Origin of the sequence: Streptomyces sp. NPDC001406 (assembly GCF_042895285.1) — a bacterium.
Lineage (GTDB): Bacteria > Actinomycetota > Actinomycetes > Streptomycetales > Streptomycetaceae > Streptomyces.
Genome location: NZ_JBIAWG010000002.1, coordinates 481927 through 498053, shown reverse-complemented (window position 1 = coordinate 498053; position 16127 = coordinate 481927). Strand labels below are relative to the sequence as shown.

The 16127-nt window shown below is 71.8% G+C and carries 17 protein-coding genes; 12 read left to right on the top strand and 5 right to left on the bottom strand.

Going from position 1 to position 16127, the window contains the following annotated elements; translation table 11 throughout:
* Window positions 1-57 precede the first annotated feature (57 nt).
* Window positions 58-1677, top strand: a complete 1620-nt coding sequence (locus ACFY1J_RS06355; RefSeq protein WP_390707320.1) for an FAD-dependent monooxygenase — start codon at window positions 58-60, stop codon at window positions 1675-1677.
* Here ACFY1J_RS06355 and ACFY1J_RS06350 read toward each other — a convergent pair.
* Window positions 1590-2258 (bottom strand): ThuA domain-containing protein, encoded by a 669-nt coding sequence (locus tag ACFY1J_RS06350; protein ID WP_390730771.1) that lies wholly within the window; start codon window positions 2256-2258, stop codon window positions 1590-1592. The two genes, ACFY1J_RS06355 and ACFY1J_RS06350, sit on opposite strands and share 88 nt — an antisense overlap.
* Before the next feature lie 59 nt (window positions 2259-2317).
* On the opposite strand from ACFY1J_RS06350, the gene ACFY1J_RS06345 reads away from it, so the two are divergent.
* The 3 genes from ACFY1J_RS06345 to ACFY1J_RS06335 all read left to right on the top strand — a co-directional run bounded on the left by ACFY1J_RS06345 (window position 2318) and on the right by ACFY1J_RS06335 (window position 4048).
* Window positions 2318-3142 (top strand): Scr1 family TA system antitoxin-like transcriptional regulator, encoded by an 825-nt coding sequence (locus ACFY1J_RS06345; RefSeq protein WP_390707602.1) that lies wholly within the window; start codon window positions 2318-2320, stop codon window positions 3140-3142.
* Complete coding sequence (locus ACFY1J_RS06340; RefSeq protein ID WP_390730770.1) at window positions 3139-3318, top strand: DUF397 domain-containing protein; 180 nt, start codon at window positions 3139-3141, stop codon at window positions 3316-3318. Before ACFY1J_RS06345 ends, ACFY1J_RS06340 begins: the two co-directional genes overlap by 4 nt.
* A gap of 103 nt (window positions 3319-3421) precedes the next feature.
* The gene (locus ACFY1J_RS06335) at window positions 3422-4048 is read left to right on the top strand and encodes a VOC family protein (RefSeq protein ID WP_390730769.1); all 627 of its coding nucleotides are present in this window, start codon (window positions 3422-3424) and stop codon (window positions 4046-4048) included.
* On the opposite strand, the gene ACFY1J_RS06330 is transcribed toward ACFY1J_RS06335, so the two are convergent.
* On the bottom strand, window positions 4045-4626 hold the full coding sequence (locus tag ACFY1J_RS06330; protein WP_390707603.1) for a helix-turn-helix domain-containing protein: 582 nt from the start codon (window positions 4624-4626) through the stop codon (window positions 4045-4047). The genes ACFY1J_RS06335 and ACFY1J_RS06330 overlap by 4 nt on opposite strands.
* A 125-nt stretch (window positions 4627-4751) precedes the next feature.
* Here ACFY1J_RS06330 and ACFY1J_RS06325 point away from each other — a divergent pair, with 125 nt between their 5' ends.
* Together ACFY1J_RS06325 and ACFY1J_RS06320 are read left to right on the top strand one after the other, a co-directional pair.
* Window positions 4752-6107, top strand: a complete 1356-nt coding sequence (locus ACFY1J_RS06325; protein WP_390707324.1) for an MFS transporter — start codon at window positions 4752-4754, stop codon at window positions 6105-6107.
* Between the two features lie 97 nt (window positions 6108-6204).
* Complete coding sequence (locus ACFY1J_RS06320; RefSeq protein WP_263213872.1) at window positions 6205-6606, top strand: VOC family protein; 402 nt, start codon at window positions 6205-6207, stop codon at window positions 6604-6606.
* Here the strand turns inward: ACFY1J_RS06320 and ACFY1J_RS06315 are convergent.
* Together ACFY1J_RS06315 and ACFY1J_RS06310 are read right to left on the bottom strand one after the other, a co-directional pair.
* Window positions 6589-7275 (bottom strand): helix-turn-helix domain-containing protein, encoded by a 687-nt coding sequence (locus ACFY1J_RS06315; protein WP_390707325.1) that lies wholly within the window; start codon window positions 7273-7275, stop codon window positions 6589-6591. The genes ACFY1J_RS06320 and ACFY1J_RS06315 overlap by 18 nt on opposite strands.
* A 10-nt stretch (window positions 7276-7285) precedes the next feature.
* The gene (locus tag ACFY1J_RS06310; protein ID WP_390707326.1) at window positions 7286-8224 is read right to left on the bottom strand and encodes an AraC family transcriptional regulator; all 939 of its coding nucleotides are present in this window, start codon (window positions 8222-8224) and stop codon (window positions 7286-7288) included.
* Between the two features lie 81 nt (window positions 8225-8305).
* Between ACFY1J_RS06310 and ACFY1J_RS06305 the strand changes: the two genes are divergently transcribed.
* The gene (locus ACFY1J_RS06305; RefSeq protein WP_390707327.1) at window positions 8306-9154 is read left to right on the top strand and encodes an NmrA family NAD(P)-binding protein; all 849 of its coding nucleotides are present in this window, start codon (window positions 8306-8308) and stop codon (window positions 9152-9154) included.
* A 61-nt stretch (window positions 9155-9215) separates the two neighbouring features.
* On the opposite strand, the gene ACFY1J_RS06300 is transcribed toward ACFY1J_RS06305, so the two are convergent.
* The gene (locus ACFY1J_RS06300) at window positions 9216-10370 is read right to left on the bottom strand and encodes a YihY/virulence factor BrkB family protein (protein WP_390707328.1); all 1155 of its coding nucleotides are present in this window, start codon (window positions 10368-10370) and stop codon (window positions 9216-9218) included.
* Window positions 10371-10523: 153 nt separating this feature from the next.
* Here ACFY1J_RS06300 and ACFY1J_RS06295 point away from each other — a divergent pair, with 153 nt between their 5' ends.
* The 5 genes from ACFY1J_RS06295 (at window position 10524) to ACFY1J_RS06275 (ending at window position 16062) form a co-directional block, all read left to right on the top strand.
* Window positions 10524-12161: an acyl-CoA dehydrogenase family protein gene (locus ACFY1J_RS06295; protein WP_390730768.1), complete on the top strand. Its 1638-nt coding sequence runs from the start codon at window positions 10524-10526 to the stop codon at window positions 12159-12161.
* Between the two features lie 289 nt (window positions 12162-12450).
* A complete protein-coding gene (locus ACFY1J_RS06290) occupies window positions 12451-13740 on the top strand; it encodes a GAF domain-containing protein (protein ID WP_390707330.1) in 1290 nt (429 codons plus the stop codon).
* A 186-nt stretch (window positions 13741-13926) separates the two neighbouring features.
* The gene (locus ACFY1J_RS06285) at window positions 13927-15261 is read left to right on the top strand and encodes a hypothetical protein (RefSeq protein WP_390730767.1); all 1335 of its coding nucleotides are present in this window, start codon (window positions 13927-13929) and stop codon (window positions 15259-15261) included.
* A 17-nt stretch (window positions 15262-15278) separates the two neighbouring features.
* Window positions 15279-15851 carry a GNAT family N-acetyltransferase gene (locus ACFY1J_RS06280; protein WP_390707332.1) on the top strand — a complete coding sequence of 191 codons (573 nt, stop codon included), beginning with the start codon at window positions 15279-15281 and terminating at the stop codon, window positions 15849-15851.
* A 127-nt stretch (window positions 15852-15978) separates the two neighbouring features.
* On the top strand, window positions 15979-16062 hold the full coding sequence (locus ACFY1J_RS06275) for a putative leader peptide (protein WP_309486338.1): 84 nt from the start codon (window positions 15979-15981) through the stop codon (window positions 16060-16062).
* Window positions 16063-16127 lie beyond the last annotated feature (65 nt).

Sequence of the window (16127 nt, the reverse complement as noted above, 5' to 3'; positions counted from 1 at the left end):
GCCCCCCTGTCCCCCTTCCTCAAAGTCCCGAACCCGCCCCGTACAAGGAGACGACCGTTGTCCCTGGGACCCGCACACGAGCACGACCTCCACATCCAGGACGGCCCGCGGGCCGAACCGGACGCGGGCCACCGGACCGACGTCGACGTGCTGATCGTCGGCGCCGGCCCCACCGGCCTGACCGCCGCCTGTGAAGCGATCCGCCACGGCCTGACCGTGCGCATCGTCGACCGCAAACCCTCCCGCTCCACCTTCTCCAAGGCACTGGTCGTCCACGCCCGCACCATGGAGGTCTTCGAAACCATGGGCGTCGCCGACCAGATCCTGGCCGAAGGCACCCGCTTCGCCGCCCTCAACGTGCACACCCGGCGACGCAGCCCCGTACGCGTGGATCTGCTCGGCCTCCCATGGGGTGACACCGCCTACCCCTTCTGGCTGTCGATCCCCCAGTACGCCACCGAACGCGTCCTGGAGGCACATCTCGACCAAGCAGGCGGCAAGGTCGAGTGGGGGGTGACGCTCGATGAGATCCACGACGACCACAACCACGTCCAGGCCGGCCTGGAGCATGCCGGGGGCCGGCACGAGACAGTGCGCGCGCGCTGGCTGATCGGCTGCGACGGCGGCCGCAGCCGCGTGAGGGACGACGCCGGACTCTCCCTGGACCGCTCGGACGCCGGCGCGACCTTCGTCCTGGCCGACGTCAAGACCACCGCAGCACTCCCCGAAGACGAAGGCCACGCCTTTCTCGCCCCCGAGGGACTGCTGCTGATCGTGCCGATGCCCGAGCCCCGCAGATGGCGCATCATCGCCCACGTTCCGCAAGCCCGGCAGGACACGCCCGTCCTCATCGGCGAAGAGTTCCTCGACCTCTTGATCCGACAGCGGTCGGGGATCGCCTTCGGCAGCCACGACGTGACCTGGAAGTCCCAGTTCCGGCTCAGCCACGGCCTGGCCGACCACTACCGCAAGGGACGCGTCTTCCTCGCCGGAGACGCCGCCCACATCCACAGCCCGGTCGGCGGCCAAGGGCTCAACACAGGGGTGCAGGATGCCCACAACCTGCTGTGGAAGCTCGCCGCCGCCCGGCGGACGGGCCCGGCGCAGGCCGATGCCCTGCTCGACAGCTACGAGGCCGAACGACGGCCGGTCGCCCATGCCATGGTGCGCGGCACCGCCCGCGCCACCAGCGTCCTCACCACGCGCAAGGGCATACCCCGCGCGCTGCTCGGCCTCGTCGCCCCGACTGCCCTCGCCCGTCCGTCCGTGCAGGCACGGTTCGGGCGCGGAGTCGGCATGCTCGACATCGCCTACCGCAGCGACTCGTCAGCTCTTGGTGGCGCCCGCGGCCCGCTCACGGCAGGCCGCCGCATGCCCAACCCCCGCCTCGGCAGCGGCGAACGGCTCTATCAGCGCCTCTCCCCTCTCGGCCTGTCCTGGGTCGTGCGGGGACGCCCCGGCGAAACACACCCGCACCACAGCGACCCGCGATGGGCAGGAATCCCCGTGCACTTCCTGCCCGACGACGAACTCACGGACCTGCCCGAACTGACCACGGCAGCACCTGTCGTGCTGGTCCGACCCGACCGCTACATAGCGGCCGTCGGCCAGAGCCTCGCCCCGCCCGCCCAGCCGATTCCGCCGCGCAGGTGGGCGACGAAGTCCGGCTCGGCGTAAGCCTCCTCGGCGTGTCCGAGCGCCGTGTAGAAGACCCGGCCCGCCCCCTGCTCCCGGCACCACACCAGGGGATGGTCCTCCCCCGTCCCTCCGCCGTCGTACGACGCCTCGTCCGCACGTACGAGTACGCGGACCGCACCCCGCGGGTTGGTCCGGAAGTCGTACCACTCGTCGGTGAAGTCCCAGACGGCCGGCAGATGCCGGGTCGCGGGATGCCCCCGGTCCTCGACCACGGCCCTGCCGGGCTGGAACTCCGGGTGCCGGGCAAAGCGGGCGCCGAGGAGTTCGCCGTAGTACGGCCACGCGTACTCGGTACAGGCCGCCGCGTGCACCCCCACGAACCCCCCGCCCGACTCGACGTACCCGGCGAGCCGCTCACGCCCGGCGGGCGTCAGCACCTCCCCACTGGTGGAGAGGAACACGACAGCCGCGTACGCCTCCAGCGGGGCTTCCAGGGCGGCGGGGTCCTCGGTGGCATCCACCTCGAAGTCACCCAGCGCGCGTACGGCTTCGACGGCGGCCGGGATGGAGTCGTGGCGGTAGTCGGTGGTGCGGGTGTAGATCAGCAGCCGGGTAGTCATATGACCGAGTTTCGATGTTCCCGGGACGGGAGTCACGCTCCGTGTCCATGATGATGCATATGGGCACGGTTCGACGCGCACGGAAGAACGCCTCGGCGATGAAGATGGTGGGCGCGCTGCTCGCCCTCCACCGGCAGGCCGCCGGCTACACACAACGGTCGCTGGGCGAGCGGTTCGTCGTCGGCGAGGACATGATCGCGTCGATCGAGCAGGGCAGACGACCGCTGAAGCCGGATCTTGCGGAGCAGTTCGACGAATTCCTGGATACCAAGGGGGCGTTGTCGGTTGCGTTGAGCAAGATGCCGGAGGTGGATCTGGTTCCGTTGTGGGCGGAGGAGTACCTGGACCGGGAGCGGGAAGCGACCGTGATCTCGTGGTACGAGAGCTTGCTGGTGCCAGGTTTGTTGCAGACGGAGGCATACGCGCGGGCCGTGTTCCGCAACAAGGTGCCGGTCTGCGACAAGGACGAGATCGAGCAACTCGTGGCGGCGCGCGTCGAGCGTCACGAGATCCTGCACCGCAGGACGCCGCCGATCCTGAGCTTTGTGCTCTGGGAGGCGGCACTGCTGGATCATCTGGGCGGGGACGAGGTGCACTTGGGACAGGTACGACACCTGCGGCAGTGCGCCGACGTGCCCGGTCTGGCACTCCAGATCCTGCCTCTCGGCCGGACCTCACACGCCGGACTCGCAGGTCCGTTCATTCTTCTTGAGACCCCGGAACACCAGCGGCTGGCCTACACGGAGAACCAGCGCGGCAGCCAACTCATCGCGGATCCGGACGAGGTGGCGATCCTCAATCAGAAGTATGCGATGCTGCGGACTCAGGCCCTCACCACTGAGGACACGAGAGATCTGCTGGACCGCCTTCTGGGAGAGCGATGAGCGATACCACGCTTGAGTGGTTCAAGTCGAGCTACAGCAGTGAGGAGGGCGGCGCCTGCGTCGAAGTCGCCCTCGAACCCACCGCCATCCACATCCGCGACTCCAAGACCCCCACGACCGCCCACCTCACGGTCTCCCCCACCGCCTGGACCGCCTTCCTGAAGCTGCCCCGCTAGCAGCGCAGGGAGCCGTGCCGCACGAATGTTCCACAGGAAGGCGGCATTTCACTTGGGGTGGCTCTCTTGAACGGGGGCAGCGGCGCCCCTAGCCTCAGCCGGAATGAATGCCATCCCCCCACTCCTGGACCACCTCGTCCTGGCAACGCCCGACCTCGCGGCGACGGTCGCCGAGTTCACCGAGCGGACCGGTGTGGTACCCGCTCCCGGTGGTGTGCACGTCGAGCTCGGCACCCGTAACTACCTGGTGTCGCTGGGCAGTTCCAGCTATCTGGAGATCATCGGTCCGGACCCGGAGCAGGAGACTCCGTCGGACCTGCACGCCTTCGGGGTCGACGGGCTGACCGGACCGCGCACGGTGACCTGGGCGATCAGCCCGCCCGACCTGGACGCGGCGGTCGCGACGGCCCGGGCGCGGGGGTTCGACCCCGGTCCCACGTACCCGATGAGCCGCCGCGCCCCCGGGGGGACCCTGTTGGAGTGGCGGCTGACCTATACCGCGCACCCTTCGGGGCTGGTGCCGTTCCTGATCGACTGGGGTCGTTCCGTCCACCCGTCCGCGTCGGGGCTGCCCGTCACGCCGCTGGTGGAGGTCTCGGCCACCGCCCCCGACCCGGACGAGATCCGTGCCCCGTTGACCGCCCTGGGCACCGAACTCCGCCTCAGCGAGGGGCCGGTGGGTATCGCCTTCACCGTGAAGACGCCCAAGGGGCCCGTGACCTTCGACTAGCTGGACGGGCTCGCGCGGATCACCGCCTGGTCTCCCCGTGGCCCGAACAGGTGCAGGATCTCGACGGCGTTCGGGCCCGCCGGGCCGAACCAGTGCGGCTCCCTGGTGTCGAACTCGGCCACTTCGCCGGGGCGCAGCGTGAAGTCGCGTTCCCCGAGGACGATGCGCAGCTCGCCCGCGAGGACGTAGAGCCACTCGTAGCCGTCGTGGGTCACCAGCTTCGGTTCGCGGGGCGACAGGACCTGCTTGAACACCTGCACCCGGCCGGGGTACTGGGTCAGCGGCACGAGGACGCTGCCCTGACCGTGGCGCTGGGGCTTGAGGTGCACGCGCGGGTCGCCGGTGGCGGGTGCGGCCACCAGTTGGTCGAGTGCGACACGGTGCGCACGCGCAAGCGGGATGAGCAGGTCGAGGGTCGGGCGCCGTTTGCCGGATTCGAGCCGGGACAGCGTGCTGACGGAGATCCCGGTCGTCGCCGCGAGGTCCTCCAGCGTGAGTCCGCGGTCGCGGCGGAGGGTGCGCAGCCGGGGGCCGATGCCGTCGATTATCTGTTCCACTTCCGCGTCCACGGAGTCCAGTTTTGCAGCCTTCGCAAGAACGCTGGGCCGCGGTGGCCGTCCGGTCGGACTCTTGCCGGGCTGAGACTCCCGGACGTGAGAGGCAGACCGTGACCACGACGACACATCCTGTTCCGCCGCCCCTTTTGAGCGCGCGCAGACGCTGGACGGTGCTGGCCGTCTGCTGTCTGAGCATGTTCCTGGTGGGTCTGGACACGACCATCGTGAACGTGGGCCTGCCCGCCATCGGGCGCGGCCTGGACGTCGGGACGCGCGGCCTGGAATGGACCGTGGACGCCTACACCCTCGTCCTGGCCGGTCTGCTGATCTCCTCGGGCGCGCTGGCGGACCGGTTCGGACGCCGGCGGGTGTTCCAGAGCGGGCTGGTCGTGTTCGGCACGGCCTCGCTGGTCTGCGCGGCGGCCCCCACGGCCGGCGCGCTCATCGCGGCCCGTGCCGTGCAGGGGATCGGCGCCTCGATGCTGAGTCCCGTGGCTCTGGCGATCGTGGTGAACGCGATGCCCGACCCGAGGGAACGGGCACAGGCGATCGGCGTCTGGGCCTCGGTCTTCGGACTGAGCATGGCCGCCGGTCCCGTCACCGGCGGCGCTCTCCTCGCGGGGTTCGGCTGGCGGTCGCTGTTCTGGATCAACGCGCCGGTCGTGGTGGCCGCCCTCGTCCTCAGCGCGGTGTTCGTACCGGAGTCCCGGACGGCGCAGCGGGTACGGCGGCTCGACGTCCCGGGTCAGACTCTGCTGACCGTGGTCATCGGGGTCTCGGTCGGTGTGCTCATCGAGGGGCCGCACATCGGCTGGACGTCACCCGTGGCGCTGACGGCGTACGCGCTCGCCGTCCTGGCGACGCTGGTGTTCGTACGGGTCGAGTCCCGCCGGCCCGAGCCACTGATGGATCTGGCGCTGTTCCGGCGTCCGGCGTTCACCGGCGCGGTGCTCGGCGCCGTCGCGGTCTTCGTCGCCCTGAACGTGACGCTGCTCCTCAACACCCTCTATCTGCAGCAGACCCGGGGGTGGACACCCCTGGCCGCGGGGACGGCGACCTTGCCGATGGCGATCGCGGCGACCGTCTGCGCGCCCCTGTCCGGACGTCTGGTCGGCCGCATCGGGCCGCGGCTCCCGCTCGTCCTGGCCGGCGCCTTCCTCACGGCGGGCGGCCTCTGCCTGGTCGGGCTCGGCCGGAACACGAGTGTGTTCCTCCTCCTGTCGGCCTACGCCCTCATCGGCGTCGGATTCGGTTTCGCCAACGCCCCCATCACCAACACCGCGGTGAGCGGGCTGCCGCCGAGCCGGGCCGGTGTGGCCGGGGCGATCACCTCCACCGCCCGCCAGTTCGGCGCCGCGCTCGGCATCGCCCTGGCCGGCGGCCTGGTCGCGGGCACCGCCCCGGCGGGGCTCGCCCACGCCTCCCGTCCCGGCTGGCTCCTGGTCGCGGGCTGCGGGCTGTCCCTGTTCGCCATGGCGCGAAGAATGACACGCAAGGATTGACGCGCGAGGCACGGCCCTGACCCATCGCGCCGGCCCCGCCCCCCTCACGTCCGATTCCTTCAAGACCACGCACCGCCACCCCGCCTACGGTGACCCCATGACTCCACGATTCGCCGTGATCGGCGTGGTGGCCTCCGACCTGGCCGCCTCGCTCGCCTTCTACCGCCGTCTCGGGCTCGTCTTCCCCGAGGGCGCCGAGGACCAGCCGCATGTCGAGGCCGAACTGCCCGGTGGGCTCACCCTTGCCCTGGACACCGAGGCAACCGTCCGCTCCTTCCACCCCGAATGGCAGCCACCGGCCGGCGGGGGCCGGGTGGGGCTCGCCTTCCGGTGCGGGTCACCCGCCGAGGTCGACACCGTGTACGAGGACCTGGTGGGCGCCGGTCACCACGGCGAACTCAAGCCGTGGGACGCCTTCTGGGGCCAGCGGTACGCCACCGTGCACGACCCCGACGGCAATGGCGTCGACCTCTTCGCACCGCTACCGACCGCCGACTAGCCGCCCCAACGGCACACTCGCCAACTCCTTCACGTCCCGCGCCAGATGGGGCTGGTCCGCGTAACCGGCACGGACCGCCGTCTCCGCGAACGGCACACCGGAGCGGGCCAGCGCGAGCGCCCGCTGCATCCGCAGGATCCGGGCCAGGGTCTTGGGGCCGTAGCCGCAGGCGGCCAGGCAGCGGCGGTGCAACTGGCGTGCGCCCAGGCCGAGTTCGTCGGCGGTCGTGGCCACCGGGCGGCCCGCGTCCAGGGCGGTGACCAGCCGCCGCAGCAGGGGGTCGGGCGGGTCCAGGTCCGCCGCCCGCTCCAGCGCGATCTCCTCCAGGGCCGTCGCCGGGTCCGCCGCCGCGTCGATCCGGGCGCGCAGGCGTCGTACCTCCCGGGCCGGCCACAGGTCGGCCAACTCCACGCGCCGGTCGCGGAGTTCGGCGGCCGGTACGCCCAGGAAGGCGGGCGCGGTGCCGGGGTAGAAGCGCAGGCCCGCCCAGCGCACGGCGGGGCCTTCGGGGACGTGGGCGCGGGTGTCGGGGCCCGCGACCAGCAGCCGTCCCTCGCTCCACAGCAGGTCCATGCAGCCGTCGGGCAGGACCGGCAGGACGGCGGGGTGCTCCAGGGTGCGGCGCCACACCACGGCGCCGGTCAGCCGGGACGCCCGCTCCTCGTACACGTACGCCAGGCTACGCCGCCCGGGTCCGGTGCTCCTGCGGGCTGACGCCGTACACCCGTTTGAACGCGTTGGAGAGGGCGAACGCGCTGCCGTAGCCGACCTGGCGGGCGATGGCGCCGATGGTGTCCTCGCTGTCGCGCAGGCGGTCGGCGGCGAGCGCGAGGCGCCAGCCGGTGAGGTAGGACATCGGGGGTTCGCCGACCAGGTCGGTGAAGCGGCGGGCGAGCGCGGCGCGGGAGACTCCGGCCTTGGCGGCGAGGGACGCCACGGTCCAGGGATGCGCCGGGTCGTCCTGCAGCAGCCTCAGCACCCGGCCTACCACCGGATCCGCGAGCGCCCGGTACCAGGCGGGGGCCGCCGCCTCCGGGCGGGAGAACCAGGCCCGGAGCGCGGCGATGACCAGCAGGTCGAGGAGGCGGTCCAGGACGACCTCCTGGCCCGGTTCGTCGCGCACGATCTCCTCCATGAGGAGCGGGGTGAGCGGGCACTGCCACACGTCGGTGGTGAGGGAGAGGAGCGGCGGGAGGGCGTCCAGCAGGCGGCCGCTGATCTCGCCCTGCATGAGGTACGTGCCGATGAGCATGACGGTGGAGCCGTCGAGGCGGTCGCCCCACGTTCGTACGCCCAGGTCCATGGAGCCCCGCAGGGAGGTTCCGTCGGGGTAGCGGCACTCGCCGCCCGGCAGGATCAGCGCCTGGGGGGCGGTGTCCGGGGCGTCGGCGCAGGTGTACGGGTCCGGGCCGCGCGCTATGGCCAGGTCACCGGTGCGCAGCCGCACCGGCTCGCCGCCGGCGTCGGGCAGGATCCAGGAGTCGCCTCGGACCATGAGCATGACCGTGAGCGGGGCGCGGTCCTCTACCCGTACGGCCCAGGGCGGGTCGAAGCACGCCCGGATCATGAAGGCGCCACGTGCGCGTGGGCCCTCCAGCAGGCCTGCGAGAGCGTCCATGGGGTCAGCGTAGACGTGCGCTTATGGGAATGAGCCGTTCAGCGATGGCCGCCCGGGGTGGGCGGGAGTTGACTCGACGGCATGACACAGAACGCATCGCAGACACAGGACATGACCGTGGTGGTGACGGGCGCGTCGGGTCGTACCGGGCGCCGGGTGGCGGATGCCGCGCGGGCGGCGGGGCTGACCGTGCGGGAGGCCACGCGGGCGCGGGGCTTCGACTGGCAGGACCGGTCGACCTGGGCGGACACGCTGCGGGACGCCGACGGGGCGTATCTGGTGTACCCGTCGGACGTGGGCTCGCCGGAAGCGGCCCTGGCGGTGGGACTGCTCGCGCACGAGGCGGTCTCCCTCGGCGTACGGCGGCTGGTCCTGCTGTCGTCACGGGGCGAGGAGATGGCGCGGCCGACCGAGGAGGCGCTGCGGGAGTCGGGGGCGGACTGGACGGTCGTACGGTCCGCGTGGTTCGCACAGAACTTCAGCGAGGGTCCGCTGGTGGAGGGGCTGCGGGAGACCGGCGAGCTGATCTTCCCGGGCGGCGATGTGCGTGAGCCCTTCATCGACGTACGGGACGTCGCGGACGTGGTGGTGGCGGTGCTCAGCGCACCCGACGACCGCTACGTCGGCCAGTCCCTGGCCATCACCGGCCCCCGCCTGCTGACCTTCGGCGAGGCGATCGCGGAGATCTCGGCGGCGACGGGCCGCGAACTGACCTACCGCCCGGTGCGGCCCCGCGAGTACGGCGAACACCTGGCAGGCTTCGGCGTACCGCCCCAGGAGGTCGACTTCCTGGTAGACCTGTTCGATTCCCTGCTCGACGGCCGCAACGCCTACCTCACGGACGGCGTACGCGAGGTACTGGGCCGCAACCCCCGAGACTTCACAGACTTCGCCAGGGAGGCCGCGGCGGCGGGCGCATGGAAGCGGTGACGGACGGCTGCGCCCACCACCGCCCCGGGCAAGAGCCCCGGAGCCAACGCCCTCGGAAGCGTCACCTGTCCTGGTGTGAGCCGTCCCTGCTCGGTTTGTGTGTGTGGTGGGTGCTCTTCACGTGGGTGCGGAGGCGGGCCGTTACGTCCTCCGGGGGGAGGAAGCGGGACCAGCGTTCCGGGAATTCGGACGGCATGTCGGGGTCGTCGGGGTCGGCCTCGCGGGCCGCGGCCACGCGGGCCACGTACTCGGCGACCTCCGCCTCCCGGAGGCGTTCGTTCGCGGCGCGGGCCGCTGCCGTGGCGGCGGCCGGCCAGACGCGGTCGATCGCGGCGTTCATCGCGGCGCCGACCAGCACCGCGAAGGCGGACACACCGATCCACAGGAGTACGGCGACCGCGGCGGCGAGGGAGCCGTAGATCGTGGCGCCCTCGATGGTGTTCGTGAGGTAGATGCGCAGCAGGAAGCTGCCCAGGACCCACATCGCGAGGGCGACCAGCGCGCCGGGCACGTCCTCGATCCACGGGGAGCGGACCGGCACGGACACGTGGTACAGCGTCGTCAGGAAGACGATCGACAGGATGATCACGACGGGCCAGTACAGGACCTGTACGACCGTCTCCGACCACGGCACGATCCGCACCACCGCGTCCGGCCCCGCCACCATCAGCGGCAGCGCCACCGAGCCGATCAGCAGCGCCACGATGAACAGCAGGAACGCCATGATCCGGGTCTTGACGATGCCCCGGACGCCGTCGAGGCCGTACATCACGGTGATCGTGTCGATGAAGACGTTCACCGCGCGCGAGCCCGACCACAGGGCGAACAGGAAGCCGATGGAGATGACGTCGGGCCGGCCGCCCTTCATCACGTCGTGCAGGATCGGCTCCGCGATCTCCCGCACGCCCTTGTCGGACAGCACGGTGCGCGACGCCTCCAGGAGGTTGTTCTCCAGGCTGGCGATGGTGTCGGCGCCGGTCCAGGCGTCGACGTAACCGAGCAGCCCGATCAGGCTGAGCAGCAGGGGCGGCACGGACAGCAGCGTGAAGAACGCCGCCTCGGCGGCGAGGCCGAGGATGCGGTACTCCATGCACGAGTCCACCGTGTCCTTCAGCAGCAGCCAGGCGGTCCTGCGCTTGGAGACGTTCCGGTAGAGGGCTCGGGCCCGGTGGAGCCGACCGGCCGGCTGCTCGGGGGGTTCGCTTGCTGGCTGCACGACCTAAAGGTATCCGCCGCGCCGCACCGTCCTCACCTTCCGGGGTGATCACCGGACAGCTCCGGCGGGCGCCGACCGGAGCGGACGCGTCCGGTCCGGCCACTGTGTCAGTCTGGTGACCACCGCCGTCGCCCCCGGGGTAGGTTCGCAGACATGGCACGCACCACCACCCACACCGTGACGAACCAGGCTCCGCCGCTGGTCGGATACGACGTCTTCGGCGCCGACCGCGCCCTGGTGGAGGCCGTCGAGCGGCACACCGACGCCGCCGTGCTGGACGAGGTGCTCGACGAGCTGTCCGCGCTGGGCAGGAGCACGGGCTCGGCGCAGGTGCAGGAGTGGGGGGTGCAGGCGAACGAGAACCCGCCCCGGCTGCGCACCCACGACCGGTACGGCAACCGGATCGACGAGGTCGACTTCCATCCGGCCTGGCACCGGCTGCTCGGCAAGGGAATCGGGGCCGGGCTGACCGCCGCCTGGGTGCGTCCGGCCGGGCATGTGCGCCGGGCCGCCGGGTTCCTGGTCTGGACCCAGGCCGAGGCGGGCAACGGCTGCCCGCTGTCGATGACCCACGCGGCGGTGCCCGCGCTGCGCACCGACCCGGAGCTCGCCGCCGAGTGGGAGCCGCTGCTGACCTCCACCCTGTACGAGCGCGAGCTGCGGCCGGCCCGACAGAAGGCCGGGGTGGTGTTCGGGATGGCCATGACCGAGAAGCAGGGCGGCAGCGACGTACGCACGAACACGACAGCCGCGCGGCCGCTGGCCGAGGCCGGGACGTACGAGCTGACCGGGCACAAGTGGTTCTGCTCGGCGCCGATGTCGGACGGCTTCCTGGTGCTCGCGCAGGCGCCCGGCGGGCCGACCTGTTTCCTCGTGCCGCGGGTGCTGGCGGACGGCACGCGCAACACGTTCCTCATCCAGCGGCTGAAGGACAAGCTGGGCAACCGGTCCAACGCCTCCGCGGAGGTCGAGTTCGACGGGACCTGGGCGCGCCGGGTGGGCGAGGAGGGGCGCGGGGTGCGCACCATCATCGGGATGGTGGCGGCGACCCGGCTGGACTGTGTGCTCGGCTCGGCGGGGCTGATGCGGCAGGCGGTGGCGCAGGCGGTGCACCACTGCACGCACCGTGCGGCGTTCGGCGGGAAGCTGGTGGACAAGCCGCTGATGCGCAACGTCCTGGCGGACCTGGCGCTGGAGTCGGAGGCGGCGACGGCTCTCGGGCTGCGGCTGGCGGCCGCCTACGACGACGGGGGCGAGCAGGAGCGGGCGTTCCTGCGGCTGGCGGTGCCGGCCGCCAAGTACTGGGTGACCAAGCGCTGTACGCCGGTGGCGGCGGAGGCGGCCGAGTGTCTGGGCGGCAACGGCTACGTCGAGGAGTGCGGGATGCCTCGGCTGGTGCGCGAGTCGCCGCTCAACTCCATCTGGGAGGGCGCCGGGAACGTCCAGGCGCTGGATGTGCTGCGGGCGCTCCAGCGGGAGCCGGATGCCTTCAACGCCTATCTCCTGGAGGTGGGCCGGGCGCGCGGCGCCGACCACCGTCTCGACGCGGCCGTGAAGAATCTGCTGGCCGAACTGGGTGACCTGGAGGGCGTCGAGGGGCGGGCCCGGCGGCTGGTGGAGCGCATGGCGCTGGTGCTGCAGGGGTCGCTGCTGGTGCGGTACGCGCCGCCGGAGGTCGCCGACGCGTTCTGTGCGTCCCGGCTGGGCGGCGACTGGGGCGCGTCGTTCGGGACGCTGCCGTACTCGCTGGACCTCGCCTCGGTGGTGGACCGGGCCCGGCCGGCGGGCTGAGCTGCGGGCACGGGTCGCGGGGGTGATGCTGCGCCGACACGGCACCACCCCCGCTTCACGGCCCCCGTTCGAGGCCACGAACGCCGCTCGGAACGGCGCTGCTCAAGTTTCAGACACCCTCGGCCCGTCCACCAGGGTTGCAAGGGGTTGCAACTTGCTGGCATATATGCGCGGAGCGTTCCCCTCCACCGCGCCCGAAACGGCACTATGAGACCAGCAGTCGGACCGGAAACCGCCGCCCGGACGGCTTGACACGCATGTGTTCGCAAGTGTTTCCGGGAGGATCCCAGTGGCGAACCCGCCGATGAACGTGGCGCAGCTCGCGGCCGTCGACGTGGCACAGGCGGCTCGGTTGCTCAGCGAGGTGCGCGAGGCCGCACTCGCCGGTCAACGTGCGCGGATGGCGCCCCGCCCCGTGATCGGGCAGTCGTGGGGGCGGATGCTGCGCAACGGGGTGGATCCGGACCATGACGTCAGAACGGGGCTGCTCAGTCCCGAAGAGGTGCGGCGCAGGCGGGAGGAGTCACCGCTGCGGCATGTCCTGCCGGTGCTGCGGGAGGGTCTGCTTTCGGTCGCCGACATCGCCCACCACATCATGGTGGTCGCCGACGCGGACGGCAGGGTGCTGTGGCGCGAGGGCAGTTCGCCGGTGCTGCGCAAGGCGGACGGGATCGGTTTCGAACTGGGCGCGGACTGGCGGGAGGACGTCGTCGGCACCAACGGCGTGGGCACCGTGGCCGTGGTGCGCAAGCCCGTCCAGGTCTTCGCCGCCGAGCACTTCGCCCGGTCGCACACCTCCTGGACCTGTGCCGGCGCCCCGATCACCGACCCCCGGGACGGCAGGCTGCTCGGTGTGGTCGACGTCAGCGGCGCGCTGGAGACGATGCATCCGGCTACCCTCGCCTGGGTCGACTCGGTGGCGAAACTCGCCGAGGCGCGGCTGCGGGAGCTGCATCTGACCTCGCTGGAGCGGCTGCGCGCGGTGGCGGCGCCGGTGCTGGCGCGGCTGGCCGGGCAGGCGCTGGCGGTGGACCGGGACGGCTGGACGGCGGCGGTCACGGGGATGCCGTATGTACGGCGCCTCGCGCTGCCCAAGTCGATGTCGGCGGGCCGCCGGTGGCTGCCGGCCTTCGGTCTGTGCGCGGTGGAGCCGCTGGCCGGGGGCTGGCTGGTGCGCGCGGTGGACGAGCCGCCGGCGTCGGACGCCGCCCGGGTCGTGCTGGATCTGACGCAGCCGCGCCGCTGGTCGGTGTCCGTCTCCGGCAGCGCGGGCGCCTGGTCCCGTGAACTCAGCCCCCGGCACGCCGAGTTGCTCTATCTGCTGGCGGTGCGCCGCTCGGGGCGCAGTGCGGCGGGGCTGGCCGAGGACATGTTCGGTGACCCGTCCCGTACGGTGACGGTACGTGCGGAGATGTCGCGGATCCGACGGTATCTGGGGGCGTTCCTGGAACACCGGCCGTATCGTTTCTGCGAGGACGCCGAAGTCGAGGTGCTGCTGCCCGAGGACCCCCGTGACCTGCTGCCGCACTCGACGGCACCGGCGGTCACACAGCGGTGGGCGGCCACGCACACGCCGTAAGAGGGTACCGCCGGGGCATATGCCGTGTACCGATTCGGCACATCCGGGGGGCATCTTCCGCATATTTGCAGGGTCTTCTGCCTCTGTCGCACCTTGCTGCCGTAGCATCCCCTCTACGGGCCTCCCCACCTGCTCCTCGGTCAACGTACGGACCATCAGGCGCAGTTGGCTCGCCGAGGAGGAAGCATGAAGCAACGCGGCAGACATCGCCGGCGCAAGCGGGGCCGCGCCCTGCGCGCGTTCCTGACCGGAACCGCCCTCGCGCTCACCGCGGCCGCCACCATGATCAGCGCCTCGCAGGCCACGGTCGCCGACAGCCCGGGTGCGCTCAAGCCGATAACCTCCTCCGCCGGGACCGGGCCGCTGCGGCTCCGGGAGCAACTGGTGCCGCGGGCCGCGCTCGACCGGCTGGCCGGCGCGATGGGCCGCCCGGTCGGTGTCTCCGCCGTACTGAAGGGCGCCGACCGCGCCCTGCTCGACGCCGCCGACTGCACCGCCGCCGCGCGGGAGTCGCTGCCCGTCGCACCGCGGGCCGCGCACGCGTACTGCTGGGACCCCTCCGACACCGCCGACCCCAACTGGCGTCCGGCCTCGGTGACCACCTCCGGGGACGCCGACGACGACGGCGTCTGGGGCGAGAACCGGGTGATCCTGTCCGGCTGGACGCACAGCGCGAGGACCGGCCCCGCCGCCGAGCGGGGACTGGCCCGGGTCGCCTTCGTCGACGCCGACGACCCCGCCCGCCTCGCCTACAGCTGGGTCCTGCTCGTGGTCCCCACCGCCGACGGCCGCGACTACCGGGGCCTGGCCTCGACCGTCTCCGGCATGGTCTGGTACCAGGACAAACTGCTGGTCACAGCCGGTACGGGGAAGTCCGAGGCGCTCTACGTCTACGACCTGGACCGCATCCAGCGCACCACCGTCGACGGTCCGTCGATCGGCCGGGTGGCGGGCGGCTGGTCGGCCGACGGCTACCGGTATGTGATGCCCGCGGTGGGCACGTACCGCTTCCCCGCCGGACGCTGCGGCACGGACGGGCCGCCCTGCCCCGGCGGCCTCTCCCTGGATCGCGGATCGGCGCCCGACAGCCTCGTGCTGAGCGAGTGGACTCCGCCCGACAGTGACCGGCACGCCCGGCTGTGGCGCTACGCCTTCAGCGGCGACCCCGCCCGCGGCGGTCTGCTCGCCGCGGACTCCGCGGGGCGGGTGGACGCGGTCGAGGCCTTCGAGACCCGGGCGGCCGGGATCCGGGGCGTACTGGCCTACCACTCGCCCGGGACGACACGGACCTCCTGGTACGTCGGACGCCCGGCCGATTCCCCGGACGGCCGCGGCACCCTGTGGCGCCAGGACACCTCGGGAGCGAAGGCCGCCCGCTGCGGCTCGGACGCCACACACCACTGCTGGACCGAGGGCGCGGGCTCGCTCTCCTACTGGCAGGAGACCGGCGAGGTGTGGTCGCTGTCGCACCGGATGCTCTTCTCCGCCCCACTGAGCTCGATCGACAGTTCGCTGGGGTAGATGGTTCCCTGGCCTGCATGAGCAGCATCACCGTGACCACCTGGTCCCTGGAACAGACGTCCCCGGCCGACCTCCTCCCCGCCGCCGCTCCCGACGGCGACGTCCGGATCGTCCGCTCCGAGGTGCCCTCCCCCGAGTTCAGCCGGTTCCTCTACGCCTCGGTCGGCGGCGACATCCTCTGGACCGACCGTCTCGGCTGGAGCTATGCCCAGTGGCAGGAGCACCTGGACCGGCCGGGCGTGGAGACCTGGGTGGCCCACGACCGCGGCACCCCCGCCGGCTATGTCGAGCTCGACCCCCAGGACGACGGCGCCGTGGAGATCGTCTACTTCGGTCTCATCCCCGCGTTCCGGGGCCGGCGCATCGGCGGCCATCTGCTCTCGTACGGGGCGGCCCGGGCCTGGGACCTGGCGGAACGCTGGCCGCAGCGCGTCCCGACCAAGCGGGTGTGGCTGCACACCTGCAGCAAGGACGGCGAGTTCGCGATGGACAACTACCAGCGCCGGGGCTTCAAGCTGTTCGACACCAAGGTCGAGCCGGAGCAGGAGCAGCCCACCCCGGGTCCCTGGCCCGGCGCATACCCGGTCTGACCTGCATCGACAAGACCCGGCACCAACTGTGTGATCGACGACACCCTTGTCCCGCATACCGAGACAAGGGTGTCCACATGACGGACGAAGCTGGACTGAGTCCAGATTGCCATGACACGCTTCCGTCATGTCTGGAACTGGAATTGCCTTGGTGAGTCGGCGGCACGTCGACCTCGGCCGCATGTCCAGCGCCATCTGTCCGGCGAGCTGACAGTCCCAGCACCGCCGAGTTCCCTGACATTCCCCGCCTCCTGCGCAGTGCCGCGCACGTATGCC

What these genes read in the sequence shown, in the direction of transcription:
- ACFY1J_RS06320 (WP_263213872.1), top strand. Translation starts at nt 6,205, where the DNA reads ATGACTCCACGATTCGCCGTGATCGGCGTGGTGGCCTCCGACCTGGCC.
- ACFY1J_RS06345 (WP_390707602.1), top strand. Translation starts at nt 2,318, where the DNA reads ATGGGCACGGTTCGACGCGCACGGAAGAACGCCTCGGCGATGAAGATG.
- ACFY1J_RS06350 (WP_390730771.1), bottom strand. Translation starts at nt 2,258, where the DNA reads ATGACTACCCGGCTGCTGATCTACACCCGCACCACCGACTACCGCCAC.
- ACFY1J_RS06285 (WP_390730767.1), top strand. Translation starts at nt 13,927, where the DNA reads ATGAAGCAACGCGGCAGACATCGCCGGCGCAAGCGGGGCCGCGCCCTG.
- ACFY1J_RS06340 (WP_390730770.1), top strand. Translation starts at nt 3,139, where the DNA reads ATGAGCGATACCACGCTTGAGTGGTTCAAGTCGAGCTACAGCAGTGAG.
- ACFY1J_RS06305 (WP_390707327.1), top strand. Translation starts at nt 8,306, where the DNA reads ATGACACAGAACGCATCGCAGACACAGGACATGACCGTGGTGGTGACG.
- ACFY1J_RS06275 (WP_309486338.1), top strand. Translation starts at nt 15,979, where the DNA reads ATGTCTGGAACTGGAATTGCCTTGGTGAGTCGGCGGCACGTCGACCTC.
- ACFY1J_RS06335 (WP_390730769.1), top strand. Translation starts at nt 3,422, where the DNA reads ATGAATGCCATCCCCCCACTCCTGGACCACCTCGTCCTGGCAACGCCC.
- ACFY1J_RS06295 (WP_390730768.1), top strand. Translation starts at nt 10,524, where the DNA reads ATGGCACGCACCACCACCCACACCGTGACGAACCAGGCTCCGCCGCTG.
- ACFY1J_RS06280 (WP_390707332.1), top strand. Translation starts at nt 15,279, where the DNA reads ATGAGCAGCATCACCGTGACCACCTGGTCCCTGGAACAGACGTCCCCG.
- ACFY1J_RS06310 (WP_390707326.1), bottom strand. Translation starts at nt 8,224, where the DNA reads ATGGACGCTCTCGCAGGCCTGCTGGAGGGCCCACGCGCACGTGGCGCC.